Source organism: Shewanella scandinavica, assembly GCF_031932065.1.
GTDB lineage: Bacteria > Pseudomonadota > Gammaproteobacteria > Enterobacterales > Shewanellaceae > Shewanella > Shewanella baltica.
Genome location: NZ_JAUOES010000009.1, coordinates 74,250 through 89,003, shown reverse-complemented (window position 1 = coordinate 89,003; position 14,754 = coordinate 74,250). Strand labels below are relative to the sequence as shown.

Sequence of the window (14,754 nt, the reverse complement as noted above, 5' to 3'; positions counted from 1 at the left end):
AATAAAACATGACTCAGCGCAAGTAAAACACTTAACCACAATCAAGATGGGTGCAGCAGTAGCATAATGCGCATGCATCGTTATAATACAGCCCATCAATCGAGATTCTTAAAGGTATAGAACAGGACGATGTTTGAGAACCTAACCGACAGACTGTCACGCACACTGAAAAATATCAGTGGCCGTGGTCGCTTAACTGAAGAAAACGTTAAGGAAACCCTGCGCGAAGTGCGTATGGCACTGCTGGAGGCCGATGTTGCCCTGCCTGTGGTGCGCGAGTTCGTTAATAATGTAAAAGAACGTGCCGTTGGCCAAGAAGTCTCTAAAAGCTTAAGCCCAGGTCAAGCCTTCATTAAGATAGTTCAAAGTGAACTTGAAAAATCCATGGGTGAGGCGAATGAAGCCTTAGATTTAGCCACTCAGCCGCCAGCCGTGATCATGATGGCTGGTTTGCAAGGTGCGGGTAAAACCACCAGTGTGGCCAAACTGGGTAAATTTTTACGTGAACGCCATAAAAAATCGGTATTAGTGGTCAGTGCCGACGTTTATCGTCCTGCGGCGATTAAACAGCTTGAGACGTTAGCGCAAGAAGTCGCGGTGGAGTTTTTCCCATCGGACGTCAGCCAAAAGCCAATCGACATTGCGAAAGCGGCGATTGCCCACGCTAAATTAAAGTTCATTGATGTTGTTATTCTCGATACCGCGGGTCGTCTACACGTCGACGAAGCCATGATGGACGAGATCAAAGGCTTACACGCTGCGGTTAAGCCTATCGAGACCTTGTTCGTTGTGGATGCTATGACAGGTCAAGATGCGGCGAACACGGCTAAGGCGTTTAACGAAGCTTTACCGCTTACCGGTGTGATTTTAACTAAGGTCGACGGTGATGCCCGTGGTGGTGCAGCGTTATCGATTCGTCATATTACCGGTAAGCCGATTAAATTCCTTGGTGTCGGTGAAAAGACCGATGCGTTAGAGCCTTTCCATCCGGACCGTATTGCCTCGCGTATTTTGGGCATGGGCGATGTGTTATCGCTTATCGAAGAAGTTGAGCGCGGCGTCGATAAAGAAAAAGCCATGAAACTGGCTTCGAAAGTGAAGCAGGGTGGCAGTTTCGATTTAGAAGATTTCCGTGAGCAGTTACAGCAAATGAAAAACATGGGCGGCATGATGAATATGCTGGAAAAACTGCCCGGTGTAGGTCAATTGCCCCCAGAAGCCTTAGCGCAAATCCAAGACGGCAAAATGACAGGCCAAATGGAAGCCATCATTAATTCGATGACGTCCAAAGAGCGTAAGAACCCTGATTTAATCAAGGGTTCACGCAAGCGTCGTATTGCTGCGGGTTCTGGCACGCAAATCCAAGACGTAAACCGTTTATTGAAACAGTTTACGCAAATGCAAAAGATGATGAAAAAAATGTCTGCTAAGGGCGGCATGCAAAAAATGATGCGCGGAATGCGTGGCATGATGCCGCCTGGAATGAAATTTCCAGGCCGTTAATCGGACATTTTTAGTTAAACCTAGCACTTTATCAGTCGGTTGACTCTGGTAACAATGAACCGCTTACGAAGGACGCAGGCGTAATAATCGCCATCTTTGGTTGCATTAGTTGGAAACTCAGGTAAAATCTTCCGGCTTTCTATCTGGGACTCTTCGCGAACACGGGGTTCCAGTTTTTATTTTTGCTTCAAAGCAAATCATTAGAGGATTGAAAACGCATGGTTACCATTCGTTTAGCTCGTGGCGGCGCAAAAAAGCGTCCATTTTACAACATCGTTGTTGCTGATAGCCGTAACGCTCGTGACGGTCGTTTCATTGAGCGTGTAGGTTTCTTCAACCCATTGGCCCGTGGCCAAGAAGAAACTTTACGTTTAGACCTAGCTCGCGTTGAGCACTGGGTTTCTAACGGTGCAGCTGCTACAGAACGTGTAGCAAAACTGATCAAAGACGCTCGTAAAGCAACAGCTTAATAGCGTTAAGGTATAGATTGATGAGCAGTAACCAACAGCCAGTCGTACTGGGGAAATTAGGCTCCTGTCATGGCATTAAAGGTTGGCTGAAAATCACCGCCTATACCGATTCTGTTGAAGGTATCTTTGACTATTCACCTTGGCTTATTAAAGAAAATGGTGAATGGCGCGAAATAAAGGTCACCCAGTGGCGTTATCAAGGCAAGGCCGTTGTTGCCTTGCTTGATGGCGTAGAAACACGGGAGCAAGCGCAAATGCTCACAAATTGTGAGATTGCGATTTTGCCGGAACAGATGAACGATTTGCCAGCAGATGAATTCTACTGGCGTGATCTCATCGGTTGCGAAGTGGTCAATACAACAGGCTATAACATGGGGATTGTCGATCAGATCGTGGAAACAGGATCGAACGACGTATTACTCGTTAAAGCCAACGCTAAAGATAGTTTCGGCAAAGTGGAACGTATGATCCCCTTTGTCCCTGAGCAGTTCATCAAAACGGTGGACCTGCAAGGTAAACAGATTTTAGTGGATTGGGATCCTGACTTCTAAGTCGAGGTACAACAGATGTGGTTAGGGGTAATAACCCTGTTCCCAGAGATGTTCCGTGCCGTGACAGACTTTGGAGTTACGGGTCGAGCCGTGAAAAACGGCCTGCTCGAGTTGCACACGTGGAATCCCCGTGATTTCACCCATGATAGGCATAATACGGTAGATGACAGGCCTTACGGCGGTGGTCCCGGAATGTTGATGATGGTGCAACCCTTGCGCGATGCTATCCATGCAGCGAAAGCCGCAGCGGGTGAAGGTGCGAAGGTGATTTACTTGTCACCTCAAGGACGCAAGCTGGATCAGCAAGGCGTCACTGAGTTGGCTCAATCATCACGTTTGATTTTGGTCTGTGGTCGATACGAAGGTATTGATGAACGCATCATTCAAACGGAAGTGGATGAAGAGTGGTCGATAGGAGATTACGTGCTTTCGGGTGGCGAATTACCGGCGATGACTCTGATAGATTCAGTATCGAGATTGGTTCCTGGCGTGCTAGGAAAACAAGCTTCGGCGGAGCAAGATTCTTTCTCCGACGGTTTACTGGATTGTCCACATTACACTCGCCCTGAAAGCCTTGATGGTGTTGACGTACCGGCAGTGCTGCTAAGTGGCAACCACGAACAAATTAGACTCTGGCGTTTACAGCAAAGCCTTGGTAGGACTTTACTGAGACGGCCAGAATTATTGCAAAATCTAGCTCTGACTGACGAACAAACGACTCTATTAGCGCAGTTCGTTGAAGCAATGAACAAGCATGCTTAGTCGTAGCTCAGTTAATTCTAGAACGGAGTAAGTTATGAACAACATCATTAAAATGCTCAACGATGAGCAAATGAAACAAGACGTACCTGCGTTTGGTGCTGGTGATACAGTAGTAGTTCAGGTTCGTGTTAAAGAAGGCGATAAAGAGCGTTTACAGGCTTTTGAAGGCGTTGTAATTGCTAAGCGTAACCGTGGTCTGCACTCTGCATTCACAGTACGTAAAATCTCTAATGGCGAAGGTGTTGAGCGTGCTTTCCAAACGCACAGCCCACTGATCGCTAGCATTGAAGTTAAGCGTCGTGGTCGCGTTCGTCGCGCCAAACTGTACTATCTGCGTGATCGTTCAGGTAAATCTGCACGTATCCGTGAGAAGCTGGCAACTAAGTAATAGTTACCGCTACAGAAAACAAGACGTAGTGTTCGCACAGAAAACCGCCCTAGTGGCGGTTTTTTGTTGCTGTTTTTTGAGTATTTATACTTGATCTAAAGAGAATGAACAGGCATAGTGGTCGCCTAGCTGTAATGGTGTAGCATTACAAAAGTACATTGCGATGGATTTACGCTATTTTTCTTCCGAAATGAATGCCCAAGCTGACTTGAAGTCCTGCTTCGACAACTGGGTTAAACACTAAGTCTTAGGTGGTAAGCATGCAACAAGATACGATTAACAACGTACACATTAGTTCAGAGAAAGTTTTAATAACGCCGCAAGAGCTTAAAAATGCCTTGCCACTTTCTGAGCATGCTTATCGTTATATCCTCAATGCCCGCAAAACCGTGGCTGATATCGTCCATAAGCGCGACAATCGAGTATTGATCGTCACCGGGCCTTGCTCCATCCATGATATCGCCGCCGCTAAGGAATACGCTTTAAGGCTTAAAACCCTGCACGATGAACTCAGTGATGAGTTTTACATATTAATGCGAGTTTACTTTGAAAAGCCGCGTACCACGGTAGGTTGGAAAGGCATGATCAACGATCCCGATATGGATGAATCCTTCGATGTCGAAAAAGGTCTGAAAATGGCCCGTGAGCTGATGATTTGGTTAGCCGAATTAGGGCTACCAGTCGCCACTGAAGCGCTTGATCCTATCAGCCCTCAGTACATTTCTGAGCTAGTGACTTGGTCGGCCATCGGTGCCCGCACCACTGAATCGCAAACCCATAGGGAAATGGCATCGGGTCTTTCTATGCCAGTTGGCTTTAAAAATGGCACCGATGGTAAGCTCGATGTCGCGATTAATGCGCTAAAGTCGGCGGCCAGCAGTCACAGATTTATGGGCATTAACCAACAGGGCCAAGTCGCCTTATTACAAACTGCGGGCAATCCCGATGGTCATGTGATTTTACGTGGCGGCGCAACACCCAACTACGATGCCGCAAGTGTGGCAGAATGTGAGGCACAACTTCACAAAGCTAAACTCAATGCACGTTTGATCATCGATTGTAGCCATGGTAATTCATCCAAAAACTACAGCCGCCAAAAGCTTGTGTGTGAAGATGTATTCGAGCAGATTTATAACGGCAATAAATCGATCATCGGCGTTATGCTAGAAAGCCATTTAAATGAAGGCAATCAAAGCTGTGATAAGCCATTAAGCGAGCTAGCTTATGGTGTATCTGTGACAGATTCCTGTATTAACTGGGAAAAAACAGAAACCATTTTACGTGACGGCGCGGCGAAGTTATCTTCAATACTTCCAACGCGTTTCGATATGCTTAAAGTAGCTAATGCGTAAATTGCTACAGCTTAATGGACTCAAGTATGAATGAAAAAACAACGGCCGAATTAGAACATCTTCGCGGTCTGATTGATGGTGTCGATCAGCAATTATTGCATTTACTGCGTAAGCGCTTGGATCTCGTAGCGCAAGTCGGCACAGTGAAACACGGCGCCGGTTTACCGATTTATGCACCGCAGCGTGAAGCCGCCATGCTCGCTAAACGCCGCGAAGAAGCGAAAAACATGGGGATTGCGCCGCAATTAATTGAGGATATTTTACGCCGCTTGATGCGTGAGTCTTATCTCAATGAAAAAGATGTTGGCTTTAAGCAGGTTAAAAAAGATTTAGGATCTGTGGTGATTGTCGGCGGTAAAGGGCAACTCGGTGGACTGTTTTCACAAATGCTGACCCTATCAGGCTACCAAGTGGAGTTGCTTGATAAAGACGATTGGCAGCAAGCAGATAGCTTATTTGCCGATGCGGGAATGGTGTTAGTGACTGTGCCGATTGCGATTACTTGCGAGCTTATTCGTGAAAAGCTGAACCAATTACCGGCAGACTGCATTCTGGCAGATTTGACCTCCATTAAGACTGAGCCGGTTAACGCTATGCTTGAGGCGCATTCTGGTCCGGTTGTAGGTTTTCATCCTATGTTTGGTCCCGATGTGGGCAGTCTGGCGAAGCAAGTCGTGGTGGTGTGCCACGGACGTGAGCCTGATAAATACCAATGGTTACTCGAGCAGATCGCAATATGGGGCGCGCGGATTGTCGAAGCAGAGCCTGAACGTCACGACAGTGCGATGCAGTTAGTGCAGGCAATGCGTCACTTTTCGACCTTTGTGTATGGTTTGAATCTGTGCAAGGAAGAGGCAGATATTGATACTTTACTGCAATTTAGCTCGCCGATTTACCGCTTAGAATTGGCTATGGTAGGGCGATTATTCGCTCAAAGCCCAGAGCTTTACGCCGATATTATTTTTGCCCAGCAAGATAGCCAACATGCAATCGGCGATTACTTAGATAACTACCGTGAGGCGTTGGAGCTGCTAAAACGCGGTGACAGGGACGAGTTTATTAAGCAGTTCCAAACCGTCGCTAAATGGTTTGGGGATTTTGCTCCCCAATTTCAGCGTGAAAGTCGTATTATGCTGCAATCGGTAAATGATATGAAAACCAATTAATAAATAACAAGTTATTCTTTAAAACGCCCATCATTGATGGGCGTTTTTTTATGAAATTTTGGCAGGTTTGACTGCTTATATTAGCGATCACTTAAAGTGATCTTTCTCTAACATTTAGCATCTCATTCTAAAAATGACTGTCGCTTATGGTGTGTTTAGGTAGACTAGTTTTAAACATGCAAAAATAAAGCATGAATTTAAATTAGGAGCCTATCCATGTTCTGTATTCAGTGTGAGCAAACCATTCGTACACCCGCTGGCAATGGTTGTAGTTATTCCCAAGGTATGTGCGGCAAGTTGGCGGCAACGTCTGATCTGCAAGATTTGTTGATTTATATGCTGCAAGGCGTGTCTGTGTATGCGGTTAAAGCCCGCGAGCTGGGCATTATCGATGCTGAAATTGATAGTTTTGTGCCTAAAGCCTTTTTCGCGACCCTCACCAACGTAAATTTCGATGACGAGCGCATTATGGCCTATACCCAGCAGGCGGCTCATTATCGTGCTCAGTTAAAAGCTTCTTACGAAGCGGCTTGTGAACAAGCGGGTATTGCCGTTGAGCAAGTGCCGCAAGTCGCTCAGTTAGTGCTGGGGACCAGTAAGATTGAAATGCTAGCGCAGGCACCAATTGCACTGCTGAATAAAGATAAGCATGACGTTCATGAAGACATCATGGGGTTAAGACTATTGTGTTTGTATGGCCTTAAGGGCGCGGCTGCTTATATGGAACATGCTCGCGTGCTGGGACAGACTGATGCCAATGTTGCAGGGCGCTTCCATGAAATCATGTCTTTCTTAGGTGAGCCGAGTGTCGATGGCGATAAACTATTTACCACTGCGATGGATATTGGTCAGTTGAACTATCGCATAATGGCAATGCTGGATGCGGGTGAAACTCAGGCCTTTGGTCATCCAGAGCCAACAGTTGTGAATACTAAGCCCGTTAAGGGCAAGGCAATTTTAGTTTCTGGTCATGATATGAAGGATTTAGAGCTTATCCTTGAGCAGACAGTCGGTAAGGGCATCAATGTGTTTACCCACGGCGAAATGTTGCCCGCACTGGCGTATCCTGCCTTTAAAAAATACCCGCACCTTGTCGGTAATTACGGCAGTGCTTGGCAGAATCAACAGCAAGAATTTGCCAATTTCCCTGGCGCTGTGGTGATGACGTCCAATTGTATTATCGACCCCAATGTTGGCAGTTATAGCGATCGTATCTTTACTCGTAGCATAGTGGGTTGGCCTGGTGTGGTGCATATCGAAGGCGATGATTTCTCGGCTGTGATTGATAAAGCGTTAGCATTAGAAGGCTTTATCTACGATGAAATCCCTCACACTATCACCATTGGTTTTGCCCATAATGCCTTAATGGCGGCAGCGCCAGCTGTGGTTGAAAATGTAAAAAGTGGCGCGATTAAGCATTTCTTCCTCGTTGGCGGCTGCGATGGTGACAAGGCTGACAGAAGCTATTTTACGGAACTTGCTAAATCGACGCCGAAGGACTCATTAATTTTGACCTTAGGCTGCGGTAAGTACAAATTCAATAAGCTCGAATTTGGTGATATTAACGGTATCCCACGCTTGCTCGATGTGGGCCAGTGTAACGATGCCTATTCTGCGATTCAGTTAGCGATTGCATTAGCTGAAGTATTCGAATGTGATATCAATGAATTACCATTGAGTTTAGTGCTCTCTTGGTTCGAACAAAAAGCCATTGTGGTGTTACTGACACTGTTGTCACTCGGTGTGAAAAACATTCGCACAGGCCCGACACCACCTGCATTTTTAACCGCCAATCTCGCCAAAATTTTGGAGGAGAAGTTTGGCTTACGCAATACCACCACAGTTGAGGCCGATTTAAAGACCATGTTGAACGTGGCGTAAATCAGTCGGTGCTCATTGCTGAAGTCCGCTGAATATTGTGGCTTAAATCAGCAATGAGTGGTTGCTTAACTGCGGTTTTAATTTCGATTTTGCCGAGGGTTAAAACCGCAGTGTGTTGCAGGTAAAATGTAATGAATGCGATAAATTTGAGTGTGATGGCAGGGGCGAAAGCGCTCCATAAACCCAAAAGTGTTAACCCAGTAGACGGTGGGCCAGCGCAAATCGGAGCAGGGCTAAGTGAGCTGGTGTGCGTTGAACGCTGGAATGAAACTATCGATGTGGTGAGTTTTCGTTTTCAGGCGGGCGAGCCGATGAAGTTTGACTATAAGCCCGGCCAGTTTATGACCTTTGTGCTCGACATTAACGGCGAGCAAGTGTGCCGCAGTTATACTTTGTCGTCATCACCATCGAGACCCTATTCCTTGATGGTGACAATTAAGCGTGTGGCGGGTGGACTGGTGTCTAATTATCTTATTGATCACTTGCAGCCAGGCCAGCGAGTGCGCGTACTGCAACCGACGGGGCAATTTAACTTAGTTGATATCCCTGCGGCGAAATACTTGTTTTTGAGTGCAGGTTGCGGCATTACGCCCATGTATTCGATGTCACGTTATCTAACTGATACTCAAATTGATGCCGATATTGCCTTTGTGCACAGCGCGCGCTCAGACGCCGATATTATCTTTAAATCATCATTGGAGACGATGGCAAACCGCTTTAACGCATTCAAACTCAGTTATGCGCTGGAGTCGGCGACCGAATCACTTTTATTCTCTCCAAAGATAAGCTTTGATATAGGGCGATTAACTGCGCAGATGCTGCAAACCTTAGTGCCTGATGTTACTGAGCGAACAGTTTATCTCTGCGGGCCTGAGCCTTATATGCAGGCCGTAAAAGTGTTATTGGCCGAACTCAATTTTGATATGAGTCAGTTACACCATGAGAGTTTTGCCACCGCGGAGAAAGCTGCACGTCATCAGCTTATGCAAGCAAATTCACCTACTGAAACGCATGATAATCCACAAGCAGGGGCTTTTACCTTGCCTATTTTTAACTTAGCTATTGGGGATCGCAGCACAAAGCTAACACAAGGGCTGAGTTTACTTGAGGGAATCGAGTCTGAAGGATTACCGATTATTGCGGCTTGTCGTTCGGGCGTGTGCGGCGCTTGTAAATGCCAAGTCTTGGAGGGAGAAACCACATCAACGAGTGTGATGACACTGAGTCCTGCGGAAATTGACGCGGGGTTTGTGCTGGCGTGCTCTACAACGTTAACGTCCGATGTGAGACTAAAACTCTAGCGCGCTGATTAGTGATAGTTATACAGGGCTTATCAGGCTTATTCTTAAATGGATGGAAATATTTCTAATCCTTAGTTGCGCTTATCTCAGTGAGAACGTAAGGTTAATGACAAGGGCGTATGATGTTGGCGCCCAGTCCATTAGTCTGGCTGGAGTCTCTCAATGACAATGACAACCACTTATGCCGCAAAAATTGAAGACCGTTCTCTTGGGCATTTGTTGTACGCCTTGATGTCGGGCTTTCCCTTATTATTACTTCCCGTGCTGCTAAGTTTGTTCATTAATGTTTCCCAACGTCAATCTCATGGAAACCCATTATTGGCGTCGCATTTGCGTTGGCAACGGCATTCTAATGTCGCCTTTCTTGGCTTGTTAGTGCTCGGCTATTGCGTGCCGTTAACTTGGCTCAGTCTTTCGATTTATCTTTTTGGGATCATTTGGTTTTGCCACAGGATCATTAAAGGGTGGTTAAGTCTATTGGATGGTTTAGAAATCTAAACTTGTGCTAGAGTCTCTAAATTGATGATATTTAGAGGCTCTTATGTCCAGTTACCAAATTCTGTGTATCCTCTGCGCCTTGGCGCTAGTCACTTCAGTTGTCTCTTCACGCGTCCATAAACTGCAGGAAACTGTGGCCATTACGGCTATCGCCCTAGGCATGAGTTTGTTATTACTCCTAGGGGGAAAGGCCTTAGGCGGGTATGTCTATTTGTATTTTGTCTCAGGCTTAGAGAAGCTCGATTTTCAAGCCTTGCTGCTCAATGGCATGTTAGGTTTTTTACTCTTTGCCGGCGCATTGCAGATCCGTTTAAAAATACTAAGGCATCAGAAGTGGGAGATTTTAATTCTCGCCTTTGTCAGCACTTTATTATCGACCTTTATCATAGGAGGACTGTTATTTTGGGTCGCACCTATGTTGGGTCTACCGCTACAACTAAGCCACTGCTTGCTGTTTGGCGCCTTGATTTCTCCCACCGATCCCATCGCCGTTTTGGCTATTTTAAAGAAAATGGGTGCACCGGAAGATATTGCTATCCAAGTGGAGGGTGAGTCTTTATTTAACGATGGTATAGGGTTAGTGATTTTTGTGGCGATATCGCAAGTTGCTTTTTCCACTGAACCACTAACATTTATCCATATCTCTGAGTTATTTATTCGTGAAGCGGTAGGTGGGGTCATTTATGGCGGCATACTTGGCTTTTTATTGCATCATTTTTTCCGCTACTGTGAGGAAGAAACGCAATTGATGCTGGTTACACTGTTGATCCCAACCGCGGGCTATGTGATGGCGGAAGTGTTTGGAGTTTCTGGACCTTTAGCTATGGTGAGCGCGGGGATCATCATAGGTAATTTCAGTGTGCCTAAATTTTTTGCTCGCAACGAGCGAGTGAAGTTACTGACATTTTGGTCGCTGATTGAATCCTTCTTCAATGCTTTACTCTTCCTACTGCTCGGCTTACTGCTTTTGTTAGTTACTTTTAAAGCACCATTGTGGTGGTTTATGTTTGTGGCGATTCCATTGGTGTTATTGGCGCGTGCCGTGAGTGTGGTATTGCCTTATCTCGGCTTTAGGCTGTTTAAGTCTTACAACCCCTATGCAGAGACGATTCTGATTTGGGGTGGTTTAAGGGGAGGATTAGCACTCGCGATGGCGATGAGTTTACCTGAGGGAATTATCATAGATGCTATTGGTGGTGTGGAGCTGAGGGAATTATTGTTAGTGATGACCTATGCCGTCGTCGTATTTTCGATTTTAGTGCAGGGCTCTACTATGACAGGGCTTATCCGCAGGAGTAATGCGGTTACCGAACCATCGAGGGCTGTCGGCGCTTCTGAAAAAGCATAAAGGATGATTGCGCTACGATAGTAAACAATATTAAGCCTGTTAGTCATCACGCTGACTAGCAGGCTTAATTCAGTCAATCAGGGATAAAATAAGTGCCTTTTATCCCTGAATACACTTCGAACTAACACCATTTCACTTTAAATTAAATCACTCAAGAGCAAAGTTTTAAACCGCCCGATATAATTCCCGCACTACAGCGCTAATTAAGTTAAGCGACTCAGAGTCATTATTGCTGTCGAGTGGGCAATTGAGTATCAATCCATCCACTTTAAGCTGCTTAATACCTTGGGTTTGAACCAGTAGGGCATCATCCGAAACGGCATAGCTAGGGTTGATCAAAATGGGCAAATGACTCGTGGCTTTAATCTGGATCAGGCTAGCCAAATCGAGTGAGGGTAGATTGGCGTTATTTAAGGTTCTAATGCCAGAGTCACACAGGATCAGTTGCTGATTGCCTTGGCTTAAGATCACTTCTGTTGCCGTGAGTAATTCTTCAAAACTTGCCATATCGTTACGTTCAAGTATCAAAGGTATTGGCAACGTACCCGCTTGAGTTAGTAAGGTTTGATTAAACATCTGCTTACCCGCTAGAAACAGCATATCGGCGTGCTGAACGGCTAATGGCATATCAGCTTCTTGCTCTATGGCAATAATGCACACTAGACCATATTGATGCAGGATTTGACGCAGTTTAGCTAGGGTTACTTCCGCCATAGCCATTTGATTAACAGCATTAAGTAGAACCGCTTGGAATCCCGCTTCTTTAAGCTGTTTCACTTGCTGCTCGAAAGCCGATAACGCTAAGTGTGAAATATCATTATTCAGCGTGATTTGCGCTATGGCACCGACATGCCCGGCACCGATTGTCATTGCACCGCAGTTGATCTCACTAGCTTGCTCTTTATAGGCTTTGCTATATCGAACAGGGCTGGTATTTGCTCCATTCTCGCTGATGACTTGATCCTTAGAGGTGCTAGGTTCAATCAGTAACTGGCTGTTGCTTAGCTGCGTGGGCTTGACTGTTTCACAAGGATAACAGCCTAATACTTTGATAAAACGGGTGATCCGCTCGAGTTGCTTTAAACCCGCCTGCATAGATTCACTGGAGATATTCGCGTCGATATCTAAATAGAACATCTCTTCCCAAGGTGTTCCTGGAATCGGGCGTGACTCTAATTTGCTCATGTTTAACTGATGCGCTTTCAGAACCAGCAGAGCTTCTACTAAAGCACCGGCTTTTTGGCCCGTTGCCATTATCAATGTAGTCTTAGCGGGTAACTGCTCTGGTACGGCAACGGCTTTGCGAGCAACAACGATAAAGCGACTTTGGTTGATCTTCTGATTAGCTAAACCTGCTTCTATGGACTCAAGCTGATAGAGTGCACCACCTTCGGCGCTGCCAATCGCTGCAGCACTGTTATCTGGACTTTGGTTTACCTTTTCCATTGCTTCTGCGCTGCTTGAGCAGTATTCCAGTCTCAAGTCTTTGTGTTGAGTTAAATATCTGCTGCATTGGCTAATAGGCTGAGGGTGGGCATAGACAGTTTTGATATCAGCTAATTTACTGCTAGCTTTTCCTAGAAGGCAATGGCTGACTTCAATCGTCGTTTCACCAACGATCGATAAACTGGTGTGCTGCAGTACATCGTAGACTTCATTGATTGAACCTGAAGAAGTGTTCTCAATCGGTAGGAAACCATAATCAGCATGCCCAGACTCAACGGCTTGCACTATTTCATCGAAACTTTGGCAACCTAAGTCTAGCATTTCAACTTGGCGGCGTTGGCAATAGCGGGTCGCTGCGAGATAAGAGTAAGAGCCTCGTGCACCGAGGTAGGCGATACAATACTGCTGTTTTTGTGTTTCTGGGTTGGCACGGCCGTGAAGGTAAGCTTGTTGATTCAATACAGAATCTTCAATGATGCTTTGGTAAAGGGAGATAACATAGTGGGCATCTAATCCCTTTTCTCTGCCTTCTTTCACCAGTCTAGCGAGCAGTTCTTTCTCTCTTTGAGTATCTCTGATGGGTCTGACATCCACTTCTTTGCTACGGGCCACTTCTAGACTTAAGCGACGGCGCTCTGCGAGTAATGCCAGCAGTTCATTATCCAGATTGGTGATCTGCTCTCGGGTTTGATTTAAAGGCTGTGGTGTATGCATTCTGACCTCAATTGCCGCCATGTATTTTATCAATCGTTTAAGACAAAAAAGCCTCCCAGTTGGGAGGCTTTGGATTTTTACTTTCGTTTTTACACAGTAAATCCGCCTCCTAGAGTGGGGGTGTAAAAAATAAAGTAAAAAAAGCTGCTGTTATCATTTTCATGGTCTTAAAACTAAAGGGCTAGGGCTTAGCTGTCAATCAAAACTTTCTCACAGACAGCCTAAAAAGAAAGCGCACCCGAGGGTGCGCTGGTTTGAGTATGAATATATGGTCAAGCGAGTTTATCCTCCTTATGGTCAGTGTGGGACAAGGTAAAACACTCGTTTATCTTACATTTACGTGTAACAGTAAAACGTTAACAACTCACTAGATAACGACTTGCATTTACAATGAACATTAACAAGTACTTTATGCGGCATAGCGTATAACCTTGAAACTATGCAGTTTGCAGTACCAGCGAACTTACGTTGACATGTCTTGCACTTATATTTTAACAATTAACACTTGCGTGGAGCTATAACATTAAAAACTAACACTAACAAAACGAACATTTAAAAATAAACGATTTACGGCTCATTGGTTGTACTAGGTACATTTTGCTGTAAGAACAGCTTAGCCTTGTCACGCGTTTAGGTCTTGCTACTTACATTATTACCATTATTACTTTTTAATTTAAAACCTAACATGTTAATACATGGAGCGTATAAAAAGCTCTCATTTACTGTTATTACAATTTTCGTCAAGTCTAGATGCCCTCCTTTTTAGTTGATAATTAAACATTATTTAAGGTGTCTATAAAGTATCAAAACTCAACTAACGGTAAAAGTTAACACATTACATAAATAAATATTTATACGATTTACAGTTTTTACTATGCAAATAACACTAAGTAAACTAATAACTTTTAATAAAACCAACGTATTGCACTTGCATTAAACGCTTACATTAAATCTCACGCTAAAAACGCTAACTTACATATCAGTGTAAATATGACTCACTTCATATAACTAATCTACATCTAACTAAGCGTGACAGTTGTTAGCTCATTTATCTCCGTGTTTAGCACGCATTGGTGCCGACCCGTTTTGCAATAAGCACTTTTGCCAATTTAGCTTTTGTTAATGTGACTTTTGTTTATGTTTACCTAGGCCTCCATTGTGGATATAAAAAATTGGATAGTTAAAGGTTTCGCTAATGTACTCGTTGCGCTGTACTCGGCTCCTTATGTTTACTCTGGTATTCAGCAATGCCGCCTGTTTCTGGTGGTCATCCTGTTATTCGGTCAAAATTGAGCACTACTTTTAGTGAATGCCAACATACTTGATTGTAACTAATATCAACAATATCAATATTATCAAATTGTTCGCTTTTGT

General features: G+C 44.9%; 12 protein-coding genes and 1 other annotated feature. Of the genes, 11 read left to right on the top strand and 1 reads right to left on the bottom strand.

The genetic code is table 11. The features are described 5' to 3' along the window. Window positions 1-129 precede the first annotated feature (129 nt). From ffh to Q4Q50_RS09925, 11 genes are all read left to right on the top strand, one after another. Window positions 130-1,503, top strand: coding sequence for a signal recognition particle protein (gene ffh, locus Q4Q50_RS09975; RefSeq protein WP_006080787.1), 1,374 nt, complete (start codon window positions 130-132; stop codon window positions 1,501-1,503). Window positions 1,504-1,721: 218 nt separating this feature from the next. Continuing rightward, window positions 1,722-1,973, top strand: a complete 252-nt coding sequence (gene rpsP, locus Q4Q50_RS09970) for a 30S ribosomal protein S16 (RefSeq protein WP_006080788.1) — start codon at window positions 1,722-1,724, stop codon at window positions 1,971-1,973. Window positions 1,974-1,993: 20 nt separating this feature from the next. Continuing rightward, window positions 1,994-2,524, top strand: coding sequence for a ribosome maturation factor RimM (gene rimM, locus Q4Q50_RS09965; RefSeq protein ID WP_006080789.1), 531 nt, complete (start codon window positions 1,994-1,996; stop codon window positions 2,522-2,524). A gap of 15 nt (window positions 2,525-2,539) precedes the next feature. Further along, entirely contained in the window at window positions 2,540-3,286 is a 747-nt protein-coding gene (trmD, locus tag Q4Q50_RS09960) for a tRNA (guanosine(37)-N1)-methyltransferase TrmD (RefSeq protein WP_006080790.1), read from the top strand. A gap of 34 nt (window positions 3,287-3,320) precedes the next feature. Next, the gene (gene rplS, locus Q4Q50_RS09955) at window positions 3,321-3,674 is read left to right on the top strand and encodes a 50S ribosomal protein L19 (protein WP_006080791.1); all 354 of its coding nucleotides are present in this window, start codon (window positions 3,321-3,323) and stop codon (window positions 3,672-3,674) included. 260 nt (window positions 3,675-3,934) lie between these two features. Next, window positions 3,935-5,026, top strand: a complete 1,092-nt coding sequence (locus tag Q4Q50_RS09950) for a 3-deoxy-7-phosphoheptulonate synthase (RefSeq protein ID WP_311899198.1) — start codon at window positions 3,935-3,937, stop codon at window positions 5,024-5,026. A 26-nt stretch (window positions 5,027-5,052) separates the two neighbouring features. Continuing rightward, complete coding sequence (tyrA, locus tag Q4Q50_RS09945; RefSeq protein WP_311899197.1) at window positions 5,053-6,192, top strand: bifunctional chorismate mutase/prephenate dehydrogenase; 1,140 nt, start codon at window positions 5,053-5,055, stop codon at window positions 6,190-6,192. A gap of 216 nt (window positions 6,193-6,408) precedes the next feature. After that, window positions 6,409-8,073 (top strand): hydroxylamine reductase, encoded by a 1,665-nt coding sequence (gene hcp, locus Q4Q50_RS09940; protein ID WP_311899196.1) that lies wholly within the window; start codon window positions 6,409-6,411, stop codon window positions 8,071-8,073. A 131-nt stretch (window positions 8,074-8,204) separates the two neighbouring features. Then, the gene (locus Q4Q50_RS09935; RefSeq protein ID WP_311899195.1) at window positions 8,205-9,374 is read left to right on the top strand and encodes an FAD-binding oxidoreductase; all 1,170 of its coding nucleotides are present in this window, start codon (window positions 8,205-8,207) and stop codon (window positions 9,372-9,374) included. Between the two features lie 162 nt (window positions 9,375-9,536). Beyond that, entirely contained in the window at window positions 9,537-9,872 is a 336-nt protein-coding gene (locus tag Q4Q50_RS09930; RefSeq protein ID WP_006080796.1) for a hypothetical protein, read from the top strand. Window positions 9,873-9,915: 43 nt separating this feature from the next. Then, window positions 9,916-11,220, top strand: coding sequence for a cation:proton antiporter (locus Q4Q50_RS09925; RefSeq protein ID WP_311899194.1), 1,305 nt, complete (start codon window positions 9,916-9,918; stop codon window positions 11,218-11,220). Between the two features lie 165 nt (window positions 11,221-11,385). Here the strand turns inward: Q4Q50_RS09925 and Q4Q50_RS09920 are convergent, their stop codons facing one another. Continuing rightward, window positions 11,386-13,380 carry a chorismate mutase gene (locus tag Q4Q50_RS09920; RefSeq protein ID WP_311899193.1) on the bottom strand — a complete coding sequence of 665 codons (1,995 nt, stop codon included), beginning with the start codon at window positions 13,378-13,380 and terminating at the stop codon, window positions 11,386-11,388. A gap of 41 nt (window positions 13,381-13,421) precedes the next feature. Further along, window positions 13,422-13,538: a sequence feature (Phe leader region), on the bottom strand. Window positions 13,539-14,754: the final 1,216 nt, after the last annotated feature.